General features: G+C 71.9%; 17 protein-coding genes. 11 read left to right on the forward strand and 6 right to left on the reverse strand.

Going from position 1 to position 16,313, the window contains the following annotated elements; genetic code table 11:
* Positions 1-6: 6 nt before the first annotated feature.
* Positions 7-576 (reverse strand): hypothetical protein, encoded by a 570-nt coding sequence (locus tag T336_RS0113985; protein WP_035226076.1) that lies wholly within the window; start codon positions 574-576, stop codon positions 7-9.
* Between the two features lie 155 nt (positions 577-731).
* Between T336_RS0113985 and T336_RS0113990 the strand changes: the two genes are divergently transcribed.
* The 9 genes from T336_RS0113990 (at position 732) to T336_RS0114030 (ending at position 8,285) form a co-directional block, all read left to right on the forward strand.
* Positions 732-935: a DUF3460 family protein gene (locus tag T336_RS0113990; protein ID WP_013596116.1), complete on the forward strand. Its 204-nt coding sequence runs from the start codon at positions 732-734 to the stop codon at positions 933-935.
* A 73-nt stretch (positions 936-1,008) separates the two neighbouring features.
* Positions 1,009-1,860 (forward strand): segregation and condensation protein A, encoded by an 852-nt coding sequence (locus T336_RS0113995; RefSeq protein WP_026433031.1) that lies wholly within the window; start codon positions 1,009-1,011, stop codon positions 1,858-1,860.
* 67 nt (positions 1,861-1,927) lie between these two features.
* A complete protein-coding gene (gene nadB, locus T336_RS0114000) occupies positions 1,928-3,517 on the forward strand; it encodes an L-aspartate oxidase (RefSeq protein ID WP_026433032.1) in 1,590 nt (529 codons plus the stop codon).
* Positions 3,518-3,551: 34 nt separating this feature from the next.
* Positions 3,552-4,919 carry an adenosylmethionine--8-amino-7-oxononanoate transaminase gene (gene bioA, locus T336_RS0114005; RefSeq protein ID WP_026433033.1) on the forward strand — a complete coding sequence of 456 codons (1,368 nt, stop codon included), beginning with the start codon at positions 3,552-3,554 and terminating at the stop codon, positions 4,917-4,919.
* Entirely contained in the window at positions 4,916-5,605 is a 690-nt protein-coding gene (gene bioD / locus T336_RS0114010; protein WP_026433034.1) for a dethiobiotin synthase, read from the forward strand. The genes bioA and bioD overlap by 4 nt, the downstream gene beginning before the upstream one ends.
* Positions 5,602-6,840 (forward strand): 8-amino-7-oxononanoate synthase, encoded by a 1,239-nt coding sequence (bioF, locus tag T336_RS0114015; protein WP_026433035.1) that lies wholly within the window; start codon positions 5,602-5,604, stop codon positions 6,838-6,840. Before bioD ends, bioF begins: the two co-directional genes overlap by 4 nt.
* Positions 6,837-7,475 (forward strand): 7-carboxy-7-deazaguanine synthase, encoded by a 639-nt coding sequence (gene queE / locus T336_RS0114020; RefSeq protein ID WP_026433036.1) that lies wholly within the window; start codon positions 6,837-6,839, stop codon positions 7,473-7,475. The genes bioF and queE overlap by 4 nt, the downstream gene beginning before the upstream one ends.
* Before the next feature lie 32 nt (positions 7,476-7,507).
* On the forward strand, positions 7,508-7,885 hold the full coding sequence (locus T336_RS0114025) for a 6-pyruvoyl trahydropterin synthase family protein (RefSeq protein WP_026433037.1): 378 nt from the start codon (positions 7,508-7,510) through the stop codon (positions 7,883-7,885).
* Between the two features lie 40 nt (positions 7,886-7,925).
* Positions 7,926-8,285 (forward strand): 5-carboxymethyl-2-hydroxymuconate Delta-isomerase, encoded by a 360-nt coding sequence (locus T336_RS0114030; RefSeq protein ID WP_026433038.1) that lies wholly within the window; start codon positions 7,926-7,928, stop codon positions 8,283-8,285.
* Positions 8,286-8,349: 64 nt separating this feature from the next.
* Here T336_RS0114030 and T336_RS0114035 read toward each other — a convergent pair whose 3' ends face one another.
* The 5 genes from T336_RS0114035 to nadC form a co-directional block, all read right to left on the reverse strand.
* Positions 8,350-9,558, reverse strand: a complete 1,209-nt coding sequence (locus tag T336_RS0114035) for a hypothetical protein (protein ID WP_026433039.1) — start codon at positions 9,556-9,558, stop codon at positions 8,350-8,352.
* Position 9,559: 1 nt separating this feature from the next.
* Entirely contained in the window at positions 9,560-10,054 is a 495-nt protein-coding gene (locus T336_RS0114040) for a hypothetical protein (protein WP_026433040.1), read from the reverse strand.
* 240 nt (positions 10,055-10,294) lie between these two features.
* Entirely contained in the window at positions 10,295-12,094 is a 1,800-nt protein-coding gene (locus T336_RS0114045; RefSeq protein ID WP_026433041.1) for a chorismate-binding protein, read from the reverse strand.
* The gene (gene nadA / locus T336_RS0114050) at positions 12,091-13,218 is read right to left on the reverse strand and encodes a quinolinate synthase NadA (RefSeq protein ID WP_026433042.1); all 1,128 of its coding nucleotides are present in this window, start codon (positions 13,216-13,218) and stop codon (positions 12,091-12,093) included. Before nadA ends, T336_RS0114045 begins: the two co-directional genes overlap by 4 nt.
* 87 nt (positions 13,219-13,305) lie before the next feature.
* Entirely contained in the window at positions 13,306-14,190 is an 885-nt protein-coding gene (gene nadC / locus T336_RS0114055; protein WP_156957869.1) for a carboxylating nicotinate-nucleotide diphosphorylase, read from the reverse strand.
* Between the two features lie 141 nt (positions 14,191-14,331).
* On the opposite strand from nadC, the gene panB reads away from it, so the two are divergent.
* Together panB and panC are read left to right on the forward strand one after the other, a co-directional pair.
* Positions 14,332-15,222, forward strand: a complete 891-nt coding sequence (gene panB, locus T336_RS0114060) for a 3-methyl-2-oxobutanoate hydroxymethyltransferase (protein ID WP_019702028.1) — start codon at positions 14,332-14,334, stop codon at positions 15,220-15,222.
* A gap of 66 nt (positions 15,223-15,288) precedes the next feature.
* On the forward strand, positions 15,289-16,137 hold the full coding sequence (panC, locus tag T336_RS0114065) for a pantoate--beta-alanine ligase (protein WP_026433044.1): 849 nt from the start codon (positions 15,289-15,291) through the stop codon (positions 16,135-16,137).
* Positions 16,138-16,313 lie beyond the last annotated feature (176 nt).

Here is a 16,313-nt window from a genome sequence, read left to right on the forward strand (position 1 = left end):
GCAGGCTCAGCGGCCGTCCTGCAGTTCGGCCGTGCTGCCGCTGCGCAGCACGCGGCCGCGGAGGTCGAAGGTCACGCTGAACACCATGGGCTGGGTACCGCCGTCGTTCCAGCGCCAGTCCCAGACGGTTTCGCCCTTGCGTTCGAAGGTCATCATTTTCGCCGGCTTGCCGAGGCGGCGGCGCACCTCCTCCATGAGCATGCCGGGAACGATCGTCTCGAACACGTGGGGGGCGAGCACCTGGCGCAGCGCGCTCATGCGGCCATCGGGGCCGATGGTGATCATGTAGTTCTGGTGCCCGGCAGGCTGGCGGTTGTACTCGAGCGTGCGCGCGCCGCCGGGCTCGTCCCAGATGCGCTCGGGCTCGCCGAAGCGGGCGCGCACGTCGGCCTCGGTCGAAACGCCCTCTTCCAGCTCACGGATGCGCTGGGGGTCGCACGCGGCAAGCAGCCAGAGCGCCGCGCCGCCCGCGGCGGCAACGGACAGCGCGCGGCGGCGTGCGGGGGAGGCAGGCCCGGGAAGGCCGGGCAGGGTCAGGGAATGGAGGGAGGATGCAGGGGACAGGGCAAGCGTCATCGATAAGGGGGAAAAGCTGGCGCGCGCCGGGCGCGGAATGCAGGGTGGCTTGCGGCCCCGGCCACCGAAGCGGCGGGGAACGCCAGCCGGAAATGTAGCCGCGTCCGGCCCCCGGTAAAATCTCTGGTTGTTACAAAGACTCCGATCCGCCTGCCATGTCCTTCTTCCGCCGCCCCGACTACCAGTCCGACGCCACCCAGTTCATCCAGAAGCTCAAGTCCGACCGGCCCGAGCTCGACGCCCAGCAGGTGGCGGGCCGCGCCCTGCTGTGGGACAAGCAGGTGGACCGCGACATCTGGGAGGAATACGACGAAGCCCGCGTGGCCCAGAAGCCCTACGTGTACCAGACCCAGGGCTGACCGCACAGCCCATGGAACGGCCGGCATGCCGTCGATCGGCGGGCGGCCCTCCCCATCCGGATGAAGGCAGCGCATGAGCGCCGACACCATGGACGCCCCGCCGCACGCCGGTGACGCCGTGCAGGACGCCGCCGGCGGTACGGCCGGCGACGCCGTGGCGCGGCTCTACGGAGAGCCCCTGTTCGCCCTGCCGCAGGACCTCTACATCCCGCCCGATGCGCTGGAAGTGTTCCTGGAGGCCTTCGAGGGCCCGCTGGACCTGCTGCTCTACCTCATCCGCAAGCAGAATTTCAACATCCTCGACATCCCGATGCTGGATGTCACGCGGCAGTACCTCGGCTACGTGGACGAGATCCGCAGCCGCAACCTGGAACTGGCTGCCGAGTACCTGCTCATGGCGGCGATGCTCATCGAGATCAAGTCGCGCATGCTGCTGCCGCCCAAGAAGCAGGAAGGCGCCCAGGAGCCGGAAGACCCGCGCGCCGAACTGGTGCGCCGGCTGCTGGAATACGAGCAGATCAAGCTCGCGGCGGCCAACCTGGGCAGGGCCCCGCAGTACGGCCGGGACTTCCTGCGCGCGCAGGTCCACATCGAGCAGAGCCTGGTGCAGCGGTTTCCCGATGTCCACGTGGCCGAACTGCAGGAAGCCTGGCGCGACATCCTCAAGCGCGCGAAACTCGTGCAGCACCACCGCATCACCCGCGAGGAGCTGAGCGTGCGCGAGTACATGAGCGCCGTGCTCAAGACGCTGCAGGGCCGGCGCTTCGTCGAGTTCGAGGAACTGTTCGATCCCTCGAAAGGCTCCACGGTGCTCGTGGTGACCTTCATCGCCCTGCTGGAGCTGGGCAAGGAAACGCTGATCGAGATCACCCAGGCGGAAGCCTTCGCGCCCATCTACGTGCGCCTGGCCTACACCCCGGTGTGAACCACCGCCGCGGCACCGCCCTCCGGCGGACAGCGGTCCCTTCCGACTTCCATCCCTTCCGAACCGCATGGCCTCCTTCGATTACGACGTACTCATCATCGGCAGCGGCCTGGCGGGCCTGTCCACCGCGCTGCACCTCGCCCCCACGCACCGCGTGGCCGTGCTCACCAAGCGGGGGCTGGCCGACGGCGCCAGCGGCTGGGCGCAGGGCGGCATCGCCGCCGTGCTGGCCGAGGGCGACACCTTCGATGCCCATGTGCAGGACACGCTCGTGGCGGGCGCGGGGCTGTGCGACCTCGCCGCCACGCGGGCCGTGGTCGAGGGCGCACCGCAGGCCATCCAGTGGCTGCAGGCCCTGGGCGTGCCGTTCTCCGAGGAAGCGCCGGGCCGGCTGCACCTCACCCGCGAAGGCGGCCACGGCGCCCGGCGCATCGTGCATGCCACCGATGCCACCGGCGCGGCCGTGCAGCGCACCCTGCTCGGCAAAGTGCGCGCCACGCCCGGCATCACCCTGCTGGAAGAGCACACGCTGGTGGACCTGATCACCGCCCGCAAGCTCGGCCTGCCCGGGCCGCAGCGCTGCCTGGGGCTCTACGCGCTCGACGAGGCCACCGACACCGTGCACACCTTCCGCGCGCCGCACACCGTGCTGGCGACGGGCGGCGCGGGCAAGGTGTACCTCTACACCAGCAACCCCGACACGGCCACGGGCGACGGCATCGCCGCCGCATGGCGCGCGGGCTGCCGGGTGCAGAACATGGAGTTCATCCAGTTCCATCCCACCTGCCTCTACCACCCGCAGGCCAAGTCGTTCCTGATCAGCGAAGCGGTGCGCGGCGAGGGCGGGCGCCTGCTGCGGCCCGACGGCACGCGCTTCATGCCGGAGCACGACGAGCGCGCCGAACTCGCTCCGCGCGACGTGGTCGCCCGGGCCATCGACTTCGAGATGAAGACCCACGGGCTCGACTGCGTGCACCTGGACATCTCGCACCAGAGCCCGGAATTCCTGCAGGCGCACTTCCCGACCATCCTCGCGCGCTGCGCGGAGCTGGGCATCGACATCACGCGCCAGCCCATCCCCGTGGTGCCCGCCGCCCACTACACCTGCGGCGGCGTGCTCACCGACCTCGCGGGGCGCACCGACCTCGCGGGCCTGCATGCCATCGGCGAGACTGCCTGCACTGGCCTGCACGGCGCCAACCGCCTGGCGAGCAACTCGCTGGTGGAATGCATGGTGTTCGCGCGCGCCGCAGCCGACGCCATCCTCGCTGCGCCGCCGGCCTCCAGCGCGCCCCCGGCCCTGCCCGCCTGGGACGACAGCCGCGTGACCGATGCCGACGAGCGCGTGGTCATCTCGCACAACTGGGACGAGCTGCGCCGCTTCATGTGGGACTACGTGGGCATCGTGCGCACCGACAAGCGCCTGGAGCGTGCCGCGCACCGCATCGCGCTGCTGCAGGCGGAGATCGCCGAGTTCTACGCGAACTTCCATGTCTGCCGCGACCTGCTGGAACTGCGCAACCTCGTTCAGGTGGCCGAGCTCATCGTCCGTTCGGCCCAGCAGCGGCGCGAGAGCCGCGGCCTGCACTACAGCCGCGACTGGCCGGCCATGGCCGCACCCGCGGCCCCCACCCTCCTGGTGCCGCCGGTCCGCTGACCGCCGCCCGGCCCTTTTCTCCTCTTCTTGACGCATGGTCCGAGACGACACCTCCCTTGCCACCCGCAGCATCGCCAGCGTGTGGCATCCCTGCACCCAGATGAAGCGCCACGAGGCCGATCCGCCCGTGGCCATCGCCCGCGCAGCCGGTCCCTGGCTGGAAGGGGACGACGGCCGCCGCTACCTGGACGGCATCAGTTCCTGGTGGGTCAACCTTTTCGGCCACGGACATCCGCACATCCGCGAGGCCATCGCCGACCAGCTGGCGCGGCTGGACCACGTGATGCTCGCGGGCTTCACGCACGCGCCGGTGGTGGAGCTCTCCGAGCGCCTGGCCGCGCTCACCGGGCTCGGCCATGCGTTCTACGGCAGCGACGGCTCGGCCGCGACGGAGATCGCGCTCAAGATGAGCGCGCATTTCTGGCGCAACCACGGCCGGCCCGAAAAATGCCGCTTCATCGGCCTGGCAGGCGGCTACCATGGGGAGACCGTGGGCGCTCTCGCGGTGACCGACATCGGACTGTTCCGCGAGGCCTACGCTCCCCTGGTGCGCCTGGGCGCCACCGTGCCCAGCCCCGATGCGCGCGGCGCCGCGGCCGGAGAGGGTGCCGCCGCCGTGGCGCGCCGCGCCGCCGCCGCGCTGCAGGACTGGCTGGAGGAACACCACGCCACCACCGCCGCGCTCATCGTGGAGCCGCTGGTGCAGTGCGCCGCCGGCATGGCGATGCACGACGCCGAATACCTGCGGCAGGCCCGCGCGCTGTGCGACCGCTACGGCGTGCACCTCGTCGTGGACGAGATCGCGACCGGCTTCGGCCGCACCGGCACGATGTTCGCGCACCAGCAGGCCGGCATCCGCCCGGACTTCATCTGCCTCTCCAAGGGCCTGACGGGCGGCACCCTGCCGCTGTCGGCCGTGCTCACCACCGATGCGGTGTATGCCGCGTTCTACGACGACGACGTGGCGCGCGGATTCCTGCATTCGCACTCCTACACGGGCAACCCGCTCGCCTGCCGCGCGGCGCTGGCCACGCTCGAGCTGTTCACGCAGACCGATGCACTGGCCCGCAACGCACGGCGCGCACCGCACTTCCACGCGGCCTTCGCGCCGCTTTCGGCACACCCGCGCGTGCGGCACGCGCGCCACCTCGGCATGCTCTGGGCCTGGGACGTGGAAGGCACGGCCCCCGACTTCGCGCGCCGCTACCACCGCCACGCGATGGCGCGCGGCCTGCTGCTGAGGCCCATCGGCCGCACCCTCTACGCCATGCCGCCCTACGTGCTGGACGACGACGCCATCGCGCACCTGGGCCGGCAGGCGCTCGCGGCGCTGGACGCCACATTGGCCGAAGAGGACTGTGCGCCCGGCACGGCCCCGGCCGCCGAAGGGAGCCTGCCATGATCGGCTGCTTCGTCACCGGCACCGACACCGGCGTGGGCAAGACCCTGGCCAGCGCCGGCCTGCTGCATGCGCTCGCGCGGCACCATGCGCGCGTGGTGGGCATGAAGGCGATCGCCGCGGGCGCGGAACCCATCGGCCCAGGAGGCACGCTCGCCAACGAGGATGTGCTGGCCCTGCGCGCGGCCTCCACGGTCCAGGTCGCGCCCGCGCTGGACAACCCCGTGCTGCTGCCCGACCCGCTCTCGCCGCACATCGCCGCGCGGCGTGCGGGCACGCGCATCGACATCGCCGCCATCGTGCAGGCCTGCGGAGCGCTCGCCGCGCAGGCCGATGCCGTCGTGGTGGAAGGGGCCGGCGGCTTCCACGTGCCGCTCTCGGACACGGAAACCGGCGCCGACCTGGCGCAGGCGCTCGGCCTGCCCGTGGTGCTCGTCGTGGGTTTGCGCCTGGGGTGCCTCAGCCATGCGGCACTCACGGCCGATGCCATCCGCGCGCGTGGATTGCCCCTCGCCGGCTGGATCGCCAGCCGCATCGACCCTGCCATGCTGGCCGCGGAGGAAAATATCGCCTGGCTGCACCAGCGCCTGCAGGCGCCCCTGCTCGCCGACATCCCGCACCAGCGGCAGCCCGACCCGCGCGCCACGCCATTCACGCTGCCCGATTCCTGGACCACGCCTTCCGCATGACGACCTTTCCCTTCGCTCCCTCCTGGCTCGACGAACTGCCCGCCCGCCTGGCGGAACTCGACGCCGTCCACCTGCGCCGCCGCCGGCGCGCGGTGCGGCCGCTGCAGGGCGCGCACCTGGATGTGGACGGACAGCCCATGCTGGCGTTCTGCAGCAACGACTACCTGGGACTGGCCGGCCATCCCGAACTCGCCGACGCCGCCTGCGCGGGCGCGCGGGAATTCGGCGTGGGATCGGGCGGCTCGCCGCTGGTGAGCGGCCACAGCCAGGCCAACGCCGCGCTGGAGACCGACCTCGCGCGCTTCGTGCAACTGCCCCGGGCGCTCTACTTCTATGCAGGCTATGCGACCAACATCGGCATCGTGCCGGCGCTGGTCGGCGCGGGCGACGCGCTGTTCTCGGATGCACTCAACCACGCCTGCCTGATCGACGGGGCCCGCCTTTCGCGCGCCACCATCCACCGCTACCCCCACGGCGACCTCGGGGCGCTCGAAGCCCAGCTTGCGGCCAGTCCCGCACGGCGCAAGCTCGTGGTCAGCGATGCCGTCTTCAGCATGGACGGCGACGTGGCCGACATCCGCACGCTGCATGCGCTCTGCGAACGCCACGACGCCCTCCTGCTGCTCGACGATGCCCACGGCTTCGGCGTGCTCGGCCCGCAAGGCCGCGGCGCCCTCGCCGAGGCGGGCCTGACCGGGCAGCGGGCGTCGCAGCGCGTGCTCTACATGGCCACGCTGGGCAAGGCGGCAGGCGCTGCCGGCGCCTTCGTGGCCGGCAGCGAGGTCCTCATCGAATGGCTGCTGCAGAAAACGCGCAGCTACATCTTCGCCACGGCCGCGCCCGCGCTGCTGGCGCGCACGCTCCAGGCCAGCCTCGGCCTCATCGAGCGCGGGGATGCACTGCGTGCGCATCTCGACGCGCGCATCGCGCAGCTGCGCGCGGGCCTCGCTCCGGTGCTGCAGGACACGCACTGGGAACTGGGCACGTCGCGCACTGCCGTCCAGGCGCTGGTGATCGGTGCCAACGACGAGGCGCTGGCCGCCATGGAAGCGCTGCGCGCGCGAGGCCTGTGGGTGCCCGCGATCCGGCCACCGACGGTGCCGGAGGGCACGGCACGGCTGCGCATCGCCCTCTCCGCGGCCCACACCGAGGCGGACGTGGCACGGCTCGTGGATGCGCTGGCCGACATCGCCCCCACCGCCCGGTCCGCACAACCCCAGGAGGCCGCCGCATGACCTACAGCGTCAAGGAAATCTTCTACACCCTGCAGGGCGAAGGCGGCCAGGCCGGCATGCCCGCCGTGTTCTGCCGCTTCGCCGGCTGCAACCTCTGGAGCGGCCGCGAAGAGGACAGGAGCAGCGCCATCTGCCGATTCTGCGATACCGATTTCGTCGGCACCGATGGCACGCTGGGCGGCAAGTACGCGCAGGCCGACGCGCTCGCCGACGTGATCGCTGCGCAATGGCCGGCGCACGATGCCGACCACCGGCTGGTGGTGCTGACCGGCGGCGAGCCGCTGCTGCAGCTCGACACTCCGCTCATCGACGCGCTGCATGCCCGGGGCATGCGCATCGCGGTGGAAAGCAACGGCACCGTCGCCGCCCCGCCCGGCATCGACTGGCTCTGCGTGAGCCCCAAGGCCGGCGCGCCCTGGGTGCAGCGCGCAGGCCAGGAACTCAAGCTGGTCTGGCCGCAGCCCGGCTTCGACCTTGCGGAACTCGAAAGCGCGACGCGCTTCGATCACCGCTTCCTGCAACCCATGGACGGACCGGAGCAGGCCGCGAACACCGGCCTGTGCATCGCCGCCTGCATGGAGCGGCCCGCCTGGCGCCTGAGCCTGCAGACCCACAAACTCACGGGCATCCGCTGAAGCGGCGCCCCTTTCGCCTTCGTCTCCCGACCATGCTGTTCACCGTCCACCAACGCTTTTTCTTCGATGCCGCGCACACGCTGCAGCGCGAAATCGAAGCCGAAGGCAGCCGCCGCATCCACGGCCACACCTACCACGCGGAGATTTCCGTCACCGGCCCGCGCCATCCTGCCACGGGCATGGTGATCGACCTGGGCCACCTGCGCGCGCGCTGCGCCCAGCTGCGCGAGCGCCTGGACCACCACCTCCTCGACGAAGTGCCGGGCCTGGGCCCCGCCACGCTCGAGAATCTCTGCGTGTTCATCGCCGATGCGCTCGGCGACCTCGATCCGCCGCCCAGCCGGGTGCGGGTCTGGCGCGAGGCCGTCGGCGACGGCTGCGTGCTCGACCTGGCACGCCTGCGCAGCTGACCCTTTTACGTCCCCTTTCCTTCACAGCCCCTGCGACGCCATGCCCCATCTCGTCATCGAATACAGCGACAACCTGCGCCCCTTCCCCGAAGCGCAAGTGCTGGAGGCAGTGAATGCCTCCCTCACTGCCAGCCCCGAGATCCTGGCCGAATCCGACCTCAAGAGCCGCTTCGCCACCGCCGAGCGGTTCGCCATCGGCACGCAGCCGGCCGGGCGCGCCTTCGTGCATGCGCAACTGCGCCTGCTCTCCGGTCGCACGCCCGAGGCGAAGCAGGATCTCGCCGGCCGTGTCGGGGCGGTCCTGCGCGAGCACACGCCCAGGCCTGCCGGCGTGATGGTCCAGCTCAGCGTCGAGATCGTGGACATGGACCGCGCGTCCTACGTCAAGGAAAAGCTCTGACATAGCCTTTCCCGCCGCCGGGTCCCGCTGCACGCGAGCGCCCGGAGGCGCCCCGGCCACGGGATCAGCCGGCCACGGGCCGCATCAGCGATGCGATGGCCTGGAAGGCACCGATCGACTGGCCGACGGCACGGCCACTGCGCTGCAGGGTCCCGCGCTCCGGCGCGTCTTCCGCCAGGGCGCGGGCCTGCGGCAGCGAACCGGGGGCCGACACGGACCGGGCCAGTTCCACCATCGCGGCGGACGAGCGGCCCACCGATTGCGCGGCACGCCGCGCCAGCAGGCCCTGCACCGGGCTGGGCGCGCGCGCCTGCGCATCCCCGGCCACAGGCTCCGCCATGAAAAGCGGCACGGCCACGGCGGTTTCCATCACCTTCGCCAGCGCGGCCTGCCCCCGGACGGCCCCGGACGATACGGCCGCGTGCAACGCGCCCAGGTCCGGCACCGGCAGGGTGGATGCCTGCAGGCGCAGGACCAGCGCAGCGCCCGCGTGGCGGCCGGCCTCCGCGTGCCCGCCGCGGGCCACGGCCCCCAGGGCGATCTGCGCGGCCAGCACATTGCCATCGCTGCCCGGCGCCGTGATGTCCTCCTGCAGGGAGCGGGCCCGCTCGCGCAGCGCCGTCCCGGAGGCCGGCTCCAGCGCGTTCATCCCGTGCACCATGGCATCCGGCACGATCGCGCGTTCGTCGATCGGCTCGAACGGCAGCGGCGGAAGCGGCGCCATGGCCCCGACCATCGCCTCGGCGCGCCGGCTGGCCGCGCCATCCAGCAATGCCTCCACGGCTGCGTCCGGCATCCTGCCGGCGCCATGCAGGGCGCCGGATGCCAGCGCAGCCAGCTCGGCGCCCCGGCGCGCACCCGCGAGGTCGGAGGGCAGCGACCGGTCCAGGCCGGCGAGCGCCGCCTGCCCGTGCCGGATCGCCTCGCCGTGGGCGGCCTCCTGGTGGCCCGGCACCGACAGGTCCTGCTGCAGGGCCGCGAGCAGCCGGCTGCCGTCGGCGGCGCTGGCGGCAGCCTTGCGCTGCGCTGCCACCGGCGTGCCAGTGGATGAAGCGGCCTGGCGCGCCACCGCCGGTCGCTGCGGCAGGGCCGCGGTCCAGGTCCTGCCGGCCACGCCGCCCTGGGGCTGGGGCGCACGCCGCGCGAGCCCGGACGGCGCTGCCAGGGACTCGGAAGAAGGCCGGCCGGCCGGAGCATCCGCAGGCCGTGTCTCCGTGGCGCGCGCAGCATCCGGCCCGATGGGGGGGCCCTTGCGCGAAATGGGGGAGGTCATGTCAGCCTCCTGCGATGCCAGGGGAGAAGACCAGGGTGGCCAGGCGCGCGGTGGCCACCATTTCGCCAGCCAGCGCCTGCCCTTCGGCATCCCCGGCGGGCAGGGTCACGCGGCGGTGCAGGGTCGCCTCGCCTTCCGGCAGGCAGCCGATCGCGGCTTCGAACCCCGCCAGCAGCCCCGGCGCGTTGGACAGCAGCGCGGACGCATCCTGCGCCGGCATGTCGGAAAACCGCTGCCGCATGACCACGGTGAGCATCACCTGCACCTCGGATCGCAGCATCGAGTCCTGCCTGCCGGGCGGCGGGGACAACGGTGCCACGGTGATCAGCAGGTCGCCGATCGCGCAGCCACCATCCTCCGCCGCACGGTCGATCCCGGCGTTGTCCATGCCCAGCGCACGGGCGGCGGCGCGGATGAAATCATGGGTGTCGAGCGGCGGGCTCTGGAACGTGGCGGCGCCGTTGTCGGCTGCCGCGGGCTGGTGAGGCGATCGCATGAGAAGTCCTTGTCGTGTATCGAAAAGCGGCGGCCCCTGCCACAACGTGCGCTTTTGGAGCACGCCCGCGCGGGCACTTGCGGCATGCCGGAAATGGATGCCCGGCCGCCGCGACCCGCAACCACAGGTCCGCCCCAGCAGGGTATCGATGCGGGGGCCATGCCGGCGGCACGGCACGAAGGCATGCGCGGCGATGCGAAGCAGCCGGCCACGGAGACGAAGCCGGTGCCGGGAACGTGCTCAGGAACCGGAGGCCAGCTCCGCGCGCAGCCAGCCCCGCAGGCTGTTCAGGAAAGCCCACCCGCGCACGCGGGGCACGTCCTCCAGCCGGACCACGGCCTCCACGAGCCGCCCCTCGCGCAGCGCGACCGCCCGCCCCACCCCGGGCAGCAGCCCGCAGGCCAGTGGCGGCGTGACCCATCGCCCATCCAGCAGCACCGCGATGTTGCCGAAGGTTCCCTCGGTGATCTCCGCCGCCTCGTTCCAGAGCACCGTATCGAACACCCCCGGCGCGGCGGGCGCGAAGGCCGCGTAGTGCGCGCGCCGCGTGGTCTTGTGGCGCACGAACTCGCCGTGCGCCGCACTGAAGGGCCGGTCCGCCAGCGCCAGCCGCACAGGTACCGGCACATCCGGGCACGCGAAGGCTTCGGCACGCGGGCGGCCGGCGGCATCCAGCAGCAGCCGCGCGCGCCACAGGCCCCGCGGATGCGCGGCCGCCAGTGCGTCCAGGCAGGCCTGCACGCGGCCTGCATCCCACGGAAAGCCGAAATGCGCAGCGGATCCGGCCATGCGCGCCAGGTGCTCGCCCCGGTGGCGAAAGGCCCCTTCCTGCAGCGCCAGCGTCTCCAGCACCTCGAAAGGCTGGCTGGCCCGTTCCACGAAGGCCCGCTTGTGGCGCCACTCGTCCCATTCGGCATCCGCCTGCGCATCGGAGGTGATGCCGCTGCCGATGCCGCATTCCGCCGCGCCGCCACGCAGCACCACGGTGCGGATCGGCACGTTGAAAGTGGCCGCGATACCGCCCTCTCCAGCCGCGCCGTCGGGCCGCACCACCCCCAGTGCACCGCAGTACACACCGCGCGGCCCGGCCTCCAGCGCATGGATGGTCCGCATTGCCTGCACCTTGGGCGCGCCCGTGACCGATCCGCAGGGGAACAGCGCAGCAAACACGTCCGCCAGGCCCAGGCCCGGCCGCGTGCGGGCCGTCACGTCCGACGTCATCTGCCACACGGTGGGCAGCGCCTGGGTGCGGAACAGCGCCGGCACGCCAACGCTGTGGGGCTCGGCGATGCGCGAGAGATCGTTGCGCAGCAGGTCCACGATCATCACGTTCTCGGCCCGCTCCTTGGGGGCCGTGCGCAGGTGTTCCGCCCGGGCCTCGTCCGCCTCGGGAGTGTCGCCTCGCGGTGCCGTGCCCTTCATCGGGCGGGCCAGGATCGACCCGCCCGCCGGCCTCGAACGCCAGTCGAAGAAAAGCTCCGGAGACACCGACAGCACCTGCTCGTCTCCGGCATCGATATGCGCGGCATACCCGCCCGGTTGCGCCCGCTGCAGGGCTTCGAACAATGCCGCCGGGCGGCCCTCGAACCGGCCCCTCAGCGGCGCGGTGAAATTGACCTGGTACAGCTCGCCGTCGCGGATGGCCTGCTGGATGCGCCGGAAGGCCTCGTCGAAATCCTGGCGGTCCAGCCCGCTCCAGCCCTCCACCGACGCGGATGCCCCGCCGGCCCCGGCCACCCCGCCCGTGTCCACCACGTCGCGTGCCGGCGATGGAGCGCCATACACGGCAAACCACGCCAGCGGCCCGTCGGCCGGATGCGTCGCGAGCGCCGTATCGAACGCCCCCGCCGCCTCGTAGCGCAGGTAGCCCACGCACCATGCCCCTTCCCGCGCCCTGGCGTCCACCGCTTCGAGCACGGGGCGGACTTCCTGCAGCGAGCGGGCCACCAGCACCTCGCGCGGCTCCGCGAAGGCCAGGCGCAGCCGCGGCGCCGCCGGATCCAGCGGCGTGGAGAAATCGATGCGGGCCGAAGAGGTCATGCAGCGCCGATGCGCGGCACCAGGGCCCCCGCGGGCTGACCTCCCTTGAGCGCCGCGGTGAACGCGAGCATGCGGTCGATGGGCTGGCGTGCCCGCGGAATCAGTGCAGGATCGACATGGACGGCGTTGGCCCCCGTCTCCAGCACGCGCGCCACGTCGGCCAGGCCGTTCATGGCCATCCAGGGGCAGTGCGCGCAGCTCTTGCAGGTGGCGCTGTTGCCGGCCGTGGGTGCCTCGTGGAACACCTTGTCCGGATTGAGCGCACGCAGCTTGTGCATCATCCCGTTGTCCGTGGCCACGATGAACTCGCGCGCATCCATCTCGCGCGCCGCCTTGAGGATCGCGCTCGTGGAGCCCACCGCATCCGCCAGCGCCACCACCTCGGCAGGGCTCTCCGGATGCACCAGTACCCGGGCCTGCGGATGCTCCCGCTTGAGCGCCTCCAGCTCCGCCGCCTTGAACTCGTCGTGCACGATGCACGCGCCGTTCCAGAACAGCATGTCCGCTCCGGTCTCGCGCTGGATGTAGGCCCCCAGGTGCCGGTCGGGCGCCCACAGGATCTTGTGGCCGGCGGCGTGCAGCGCGCCCACGATCTCCAGGGCGCAGCTGGAGGTGACCAGCCAGTCGGCCCGCGCCTTCACCGCGGCACTGGTGTTGGCGTACACGACCACGGTGCGGTCCGGATGGGCGTCGCAAAAGGCGCTGAAATCGTCCACGGGGCACCCCAGGTCCAGCGAGCAGGTGGCGTCCAGGTCAGGCATGAGAACAGTCTTCTCGGGCGACAGGATCTTCGCCGTCTCGCCCATGAAGCGCACCCCCGAGACGACCAGCGTCTGCGCGGCGTGGTCGCGTCCGAAGCGGGCCATCTCCAGCGAATCGCTGACGATGCCGCCGGTTTCCTCCGCCAGGTCCTGCAGGTCGGGGTGCACGTAGTAGTGCGACACCATGACCGCGTTCTTCTCGCGCAGCAGCGCGCGGATGCGCTCCTTGAGCGCGGCGCGTTCGGCCGGCAGGGGCTCCGCGGGCACGCGGGCCCAGGCGTGGCGGGTGGAGCACGCGCCCCCGCCCTCGCTGGCGGGCTGTTCGTATTCCACGGGCTTGAGGGCGAGGGTGTCGGTGGTCATGGCGGGGTGCCTGTCGGGCCGGTTCTGTGGGGCCTCGTTGGGGTTGCGGAAAACGCGCTGTGAAACGTGCGGTGGGCGGCAGGCGACTCAGGCCGGATCCTGCATGCGCATCGAGAAATCGGTGGCCTTCACGTCCTTGGTCAGCGTGCCGATGGAAATGCGGTCCACGCCCGTCTCGGCCAGTGCGCGCAGGCCCTCCAGCGTCACGCCCCCGGAAATCTCCAGGATGGCCGGCCCTGCAGGATGCTCGGCGTTCAGGCGCACGGCATCGTGCAACATCGGCAGCGGCATGTTGTCCAGCAACACCATGCGGGCGCCGGCCGACAGCGCCTCGTCCAGTTGCTCCAGCGTCTCGCACTCGATCTCGATGAACTTCGCCTGCGCGGCCGCGGCACGCGCCGCATGCAGCACGGCCGTGACGCCTCCCGCGGCGGCGATGTGGTTTTCCTTGATGAGCACCGCGTCGTGCAGCCCGATGCGGTGGTTGGTGCCCCCACCCATGCGCACGGCGTACTTCTGCGCCAGGCGCAGTCCGGGCAGGGTCTTGCGGGTATCCACGATCTGCGCGCGGGTGCCCGCTACCGCATCGACGTAGCGCCGGGTCTTGGTGGCCACGGCCGACAGCAACTGCAGGAAATTGAGCGCCGTGCGCTCGGCGCTCAGCAGCGCCCGCGCCTGCCCCTCGATCTCCAGCACCACCTGGTCGGCCGCGCAGCGCTGGCCCTCGGCCACCTTCCAGGTCAGCCGCACGTCCGGATCCAGCGCGCGCAGCGCGGCCTCGGCCCAGGGCGCACCGCAGATCACGGCCTCTTCGCGGGCCAGCACGCGCGCGCGTGCGCGCCGCGCCGGATCGATCAGGGCGGCGGTCAGGTCGCACGCGCCCACGTCCTCTTCCAGGGCCCGGGCCACGTCGGCGCACACCACGGCCTGCCATTGCGCATCGCCCACCGGGCCGGCGGCTGGCTGAAACATATTCGTCATGGAACGCGAGCATACCGGCAACGCGCCCGCGCGACAGCAGGCACACCCCGCCGCACGGAGGTCACTCTGGCGGACCGGCCCGGACACCGGCTTAGACTCGCGGCTCATTCGCGTTTCCCGAGGATTGATTCCATGACCGCGCCAACGCCGACGCCCGCCAACGCCACCACGCCTTACGGCACCCTGCCCCCTGCCTCCCCTCTGCCGCAGCGCCGCCCCGTGAGCCTGCCGCGACTGGCGCAGATGCGCGAGGCCGGCGAGAAGATCACCATGCTGACGGCCTACGACGCCACCTTCGCCGCAGTGGCCGATGCGGCGGGCGTGGAATGCCTGCTCGTGGGCGATTCGCTGGGCATGGTCTGCCAGGGCCTGCCCAGCACGGTGGGCGTGTCCCTGGACACCATGGCCTACCACACGGCCAGCGTGGCGCGGGGCCTGCACCGGGTACAGGGCACGGCCTGGCTGATCGCCGACCTGCCCTATGGCAGCTACGCGGAAAGCCCCGAACAGGCCATGCGCAGCGCCTGCACGCTGATGCAGGCCGGAGCGCACATGGTCAAGCTCGAAGGCGGCGGCTGGACGGCACCCACCGTCCGGTTCCTGGTCGAGCGCGGCGTGCCGGTCTGCGCGCACCTGGGCCTCACCCCGCAAACGGTGCATGCCCTGGGCGGCTACCGCGTCCAGGGCCGCAGCGACGAAGCCGCGCGCGCGCTGCGCAGCCAGGCCAACGAACTGCAGGACGCGGGCGCCGCCATGCTGGTGCTCGAGATGGTGCCCGCCACGCTGGCGCGCGAAGTGACCGACGCCCTGCCGCGCTGCCACACCATCGGCATCGGCGCCGGCAGCGGCACGGCCGGCCAGGTGCTCGTTCTGCACGACATGCTGGGAGTGAACCTCGGCAAGAACCCGAAGTTCGCGCACGACTTCATGGCCCAGGCCGGCAGCGTGCGCGGCGCCATCGAAGCCTACGTGCAGGCCGTCAAGGCGGGACGCTTCCCGGACGACGCACTCCACGCCTGGTAACGCGCCCTCCCCCGAGAGCCCGCAGCCGGCCTTCCGCCCTTCCGACGACCTTCCAGCCGCTCCTCCATGCTCATCGCACACTCCATCGCCGACCTGCGCTCCACGCTCGCCAGCCGGGGCCGCCCGGCCTTCGTCCCCACCATGGGCAACCTGCACGAAGGGCACCTGTCCCTGGTGCGGCAGGCCCGCGCGCTTGGCGACGTGACCGTCGCCAGCATCTTCGTCAACCGCCTCCAGTTCCTGCCCCACGAGGATTTCGACAGCTATCCACGCACCTGGGAGGCCGACCGCGCGCAACTGGAAGCCGCAGGCTGCGACATCCTCTTCGCCCCGCGCGAGACGGACCTCTACCCCCAGGCGCAAACCTTCAAGGTCCAGCCCGATCCGCTGCTGGCCGACCTGCTCGAAGGGCACTTCCGCCCCGGCTTCTTCACGGGCGTCTGCACCGTGGTCATGAAGCTGTTCTCCGCCGTGTTCGGCACGACCGGCGGCGGAACGGCCCTGTTCGGCAAGAAGGACTACCAGCAGCTGATGGTGATCCGCCGCATGGTGGAGCAATTCGCCCTGCCGGTGGACGTGGTGGCAGGGGACACCTGCCGCGCCCCGGACGGACTCGCCCTCAGCTCGCGCAACGGCTACCTGGGGCCGGCCGAACGCGTCCAGGCGGTGGAGCTGTCGCGCGCCCTGCGGGCCCTGTCGGACGCCGCGCTCTCGCGCCCCATCGCCGACTGGCCCGCACTGGAGGCCGAGGCAGGCGACGCGCTGCGCAGCCGGGGCTGGCAGCCCGACTACCTCGTGGTGCGCCGCAGGGCCGACCTGCAGCGCCCCGACACCGCACCCCAACCCGGCACGCTGGTGGCCCTGGGCGCGGCCCGGCTAGGGCCGACCCGGCTCATCGACAACCTCGAGTTCTGAGCAGCTCGGCACGAGATGTCCCGCGCGGCGGGAAGGCGCGCACCTACGCGGGCAGGTGCCGCGCGCGCACAATCCGCGGGGCGCCCGGGTCTTAAGGTGGAGACATCTTCAACCCACCTTTCAGGAGAAAGACCATGCCCATCATCCTGTGGCTCCTCGGCGTCCCGCTGTCCCTC

It is taken from the genome of Paracidovorax oryzae ATCC 19882 (assembly GCF_000687165.1).
Lineage (GTDB): Bacteria > Pseudomonadota > Gammaproteobacteria > Burkholderiales > Burkholderiaceae_C > Paracidovorax > Paracidovorax oryzae.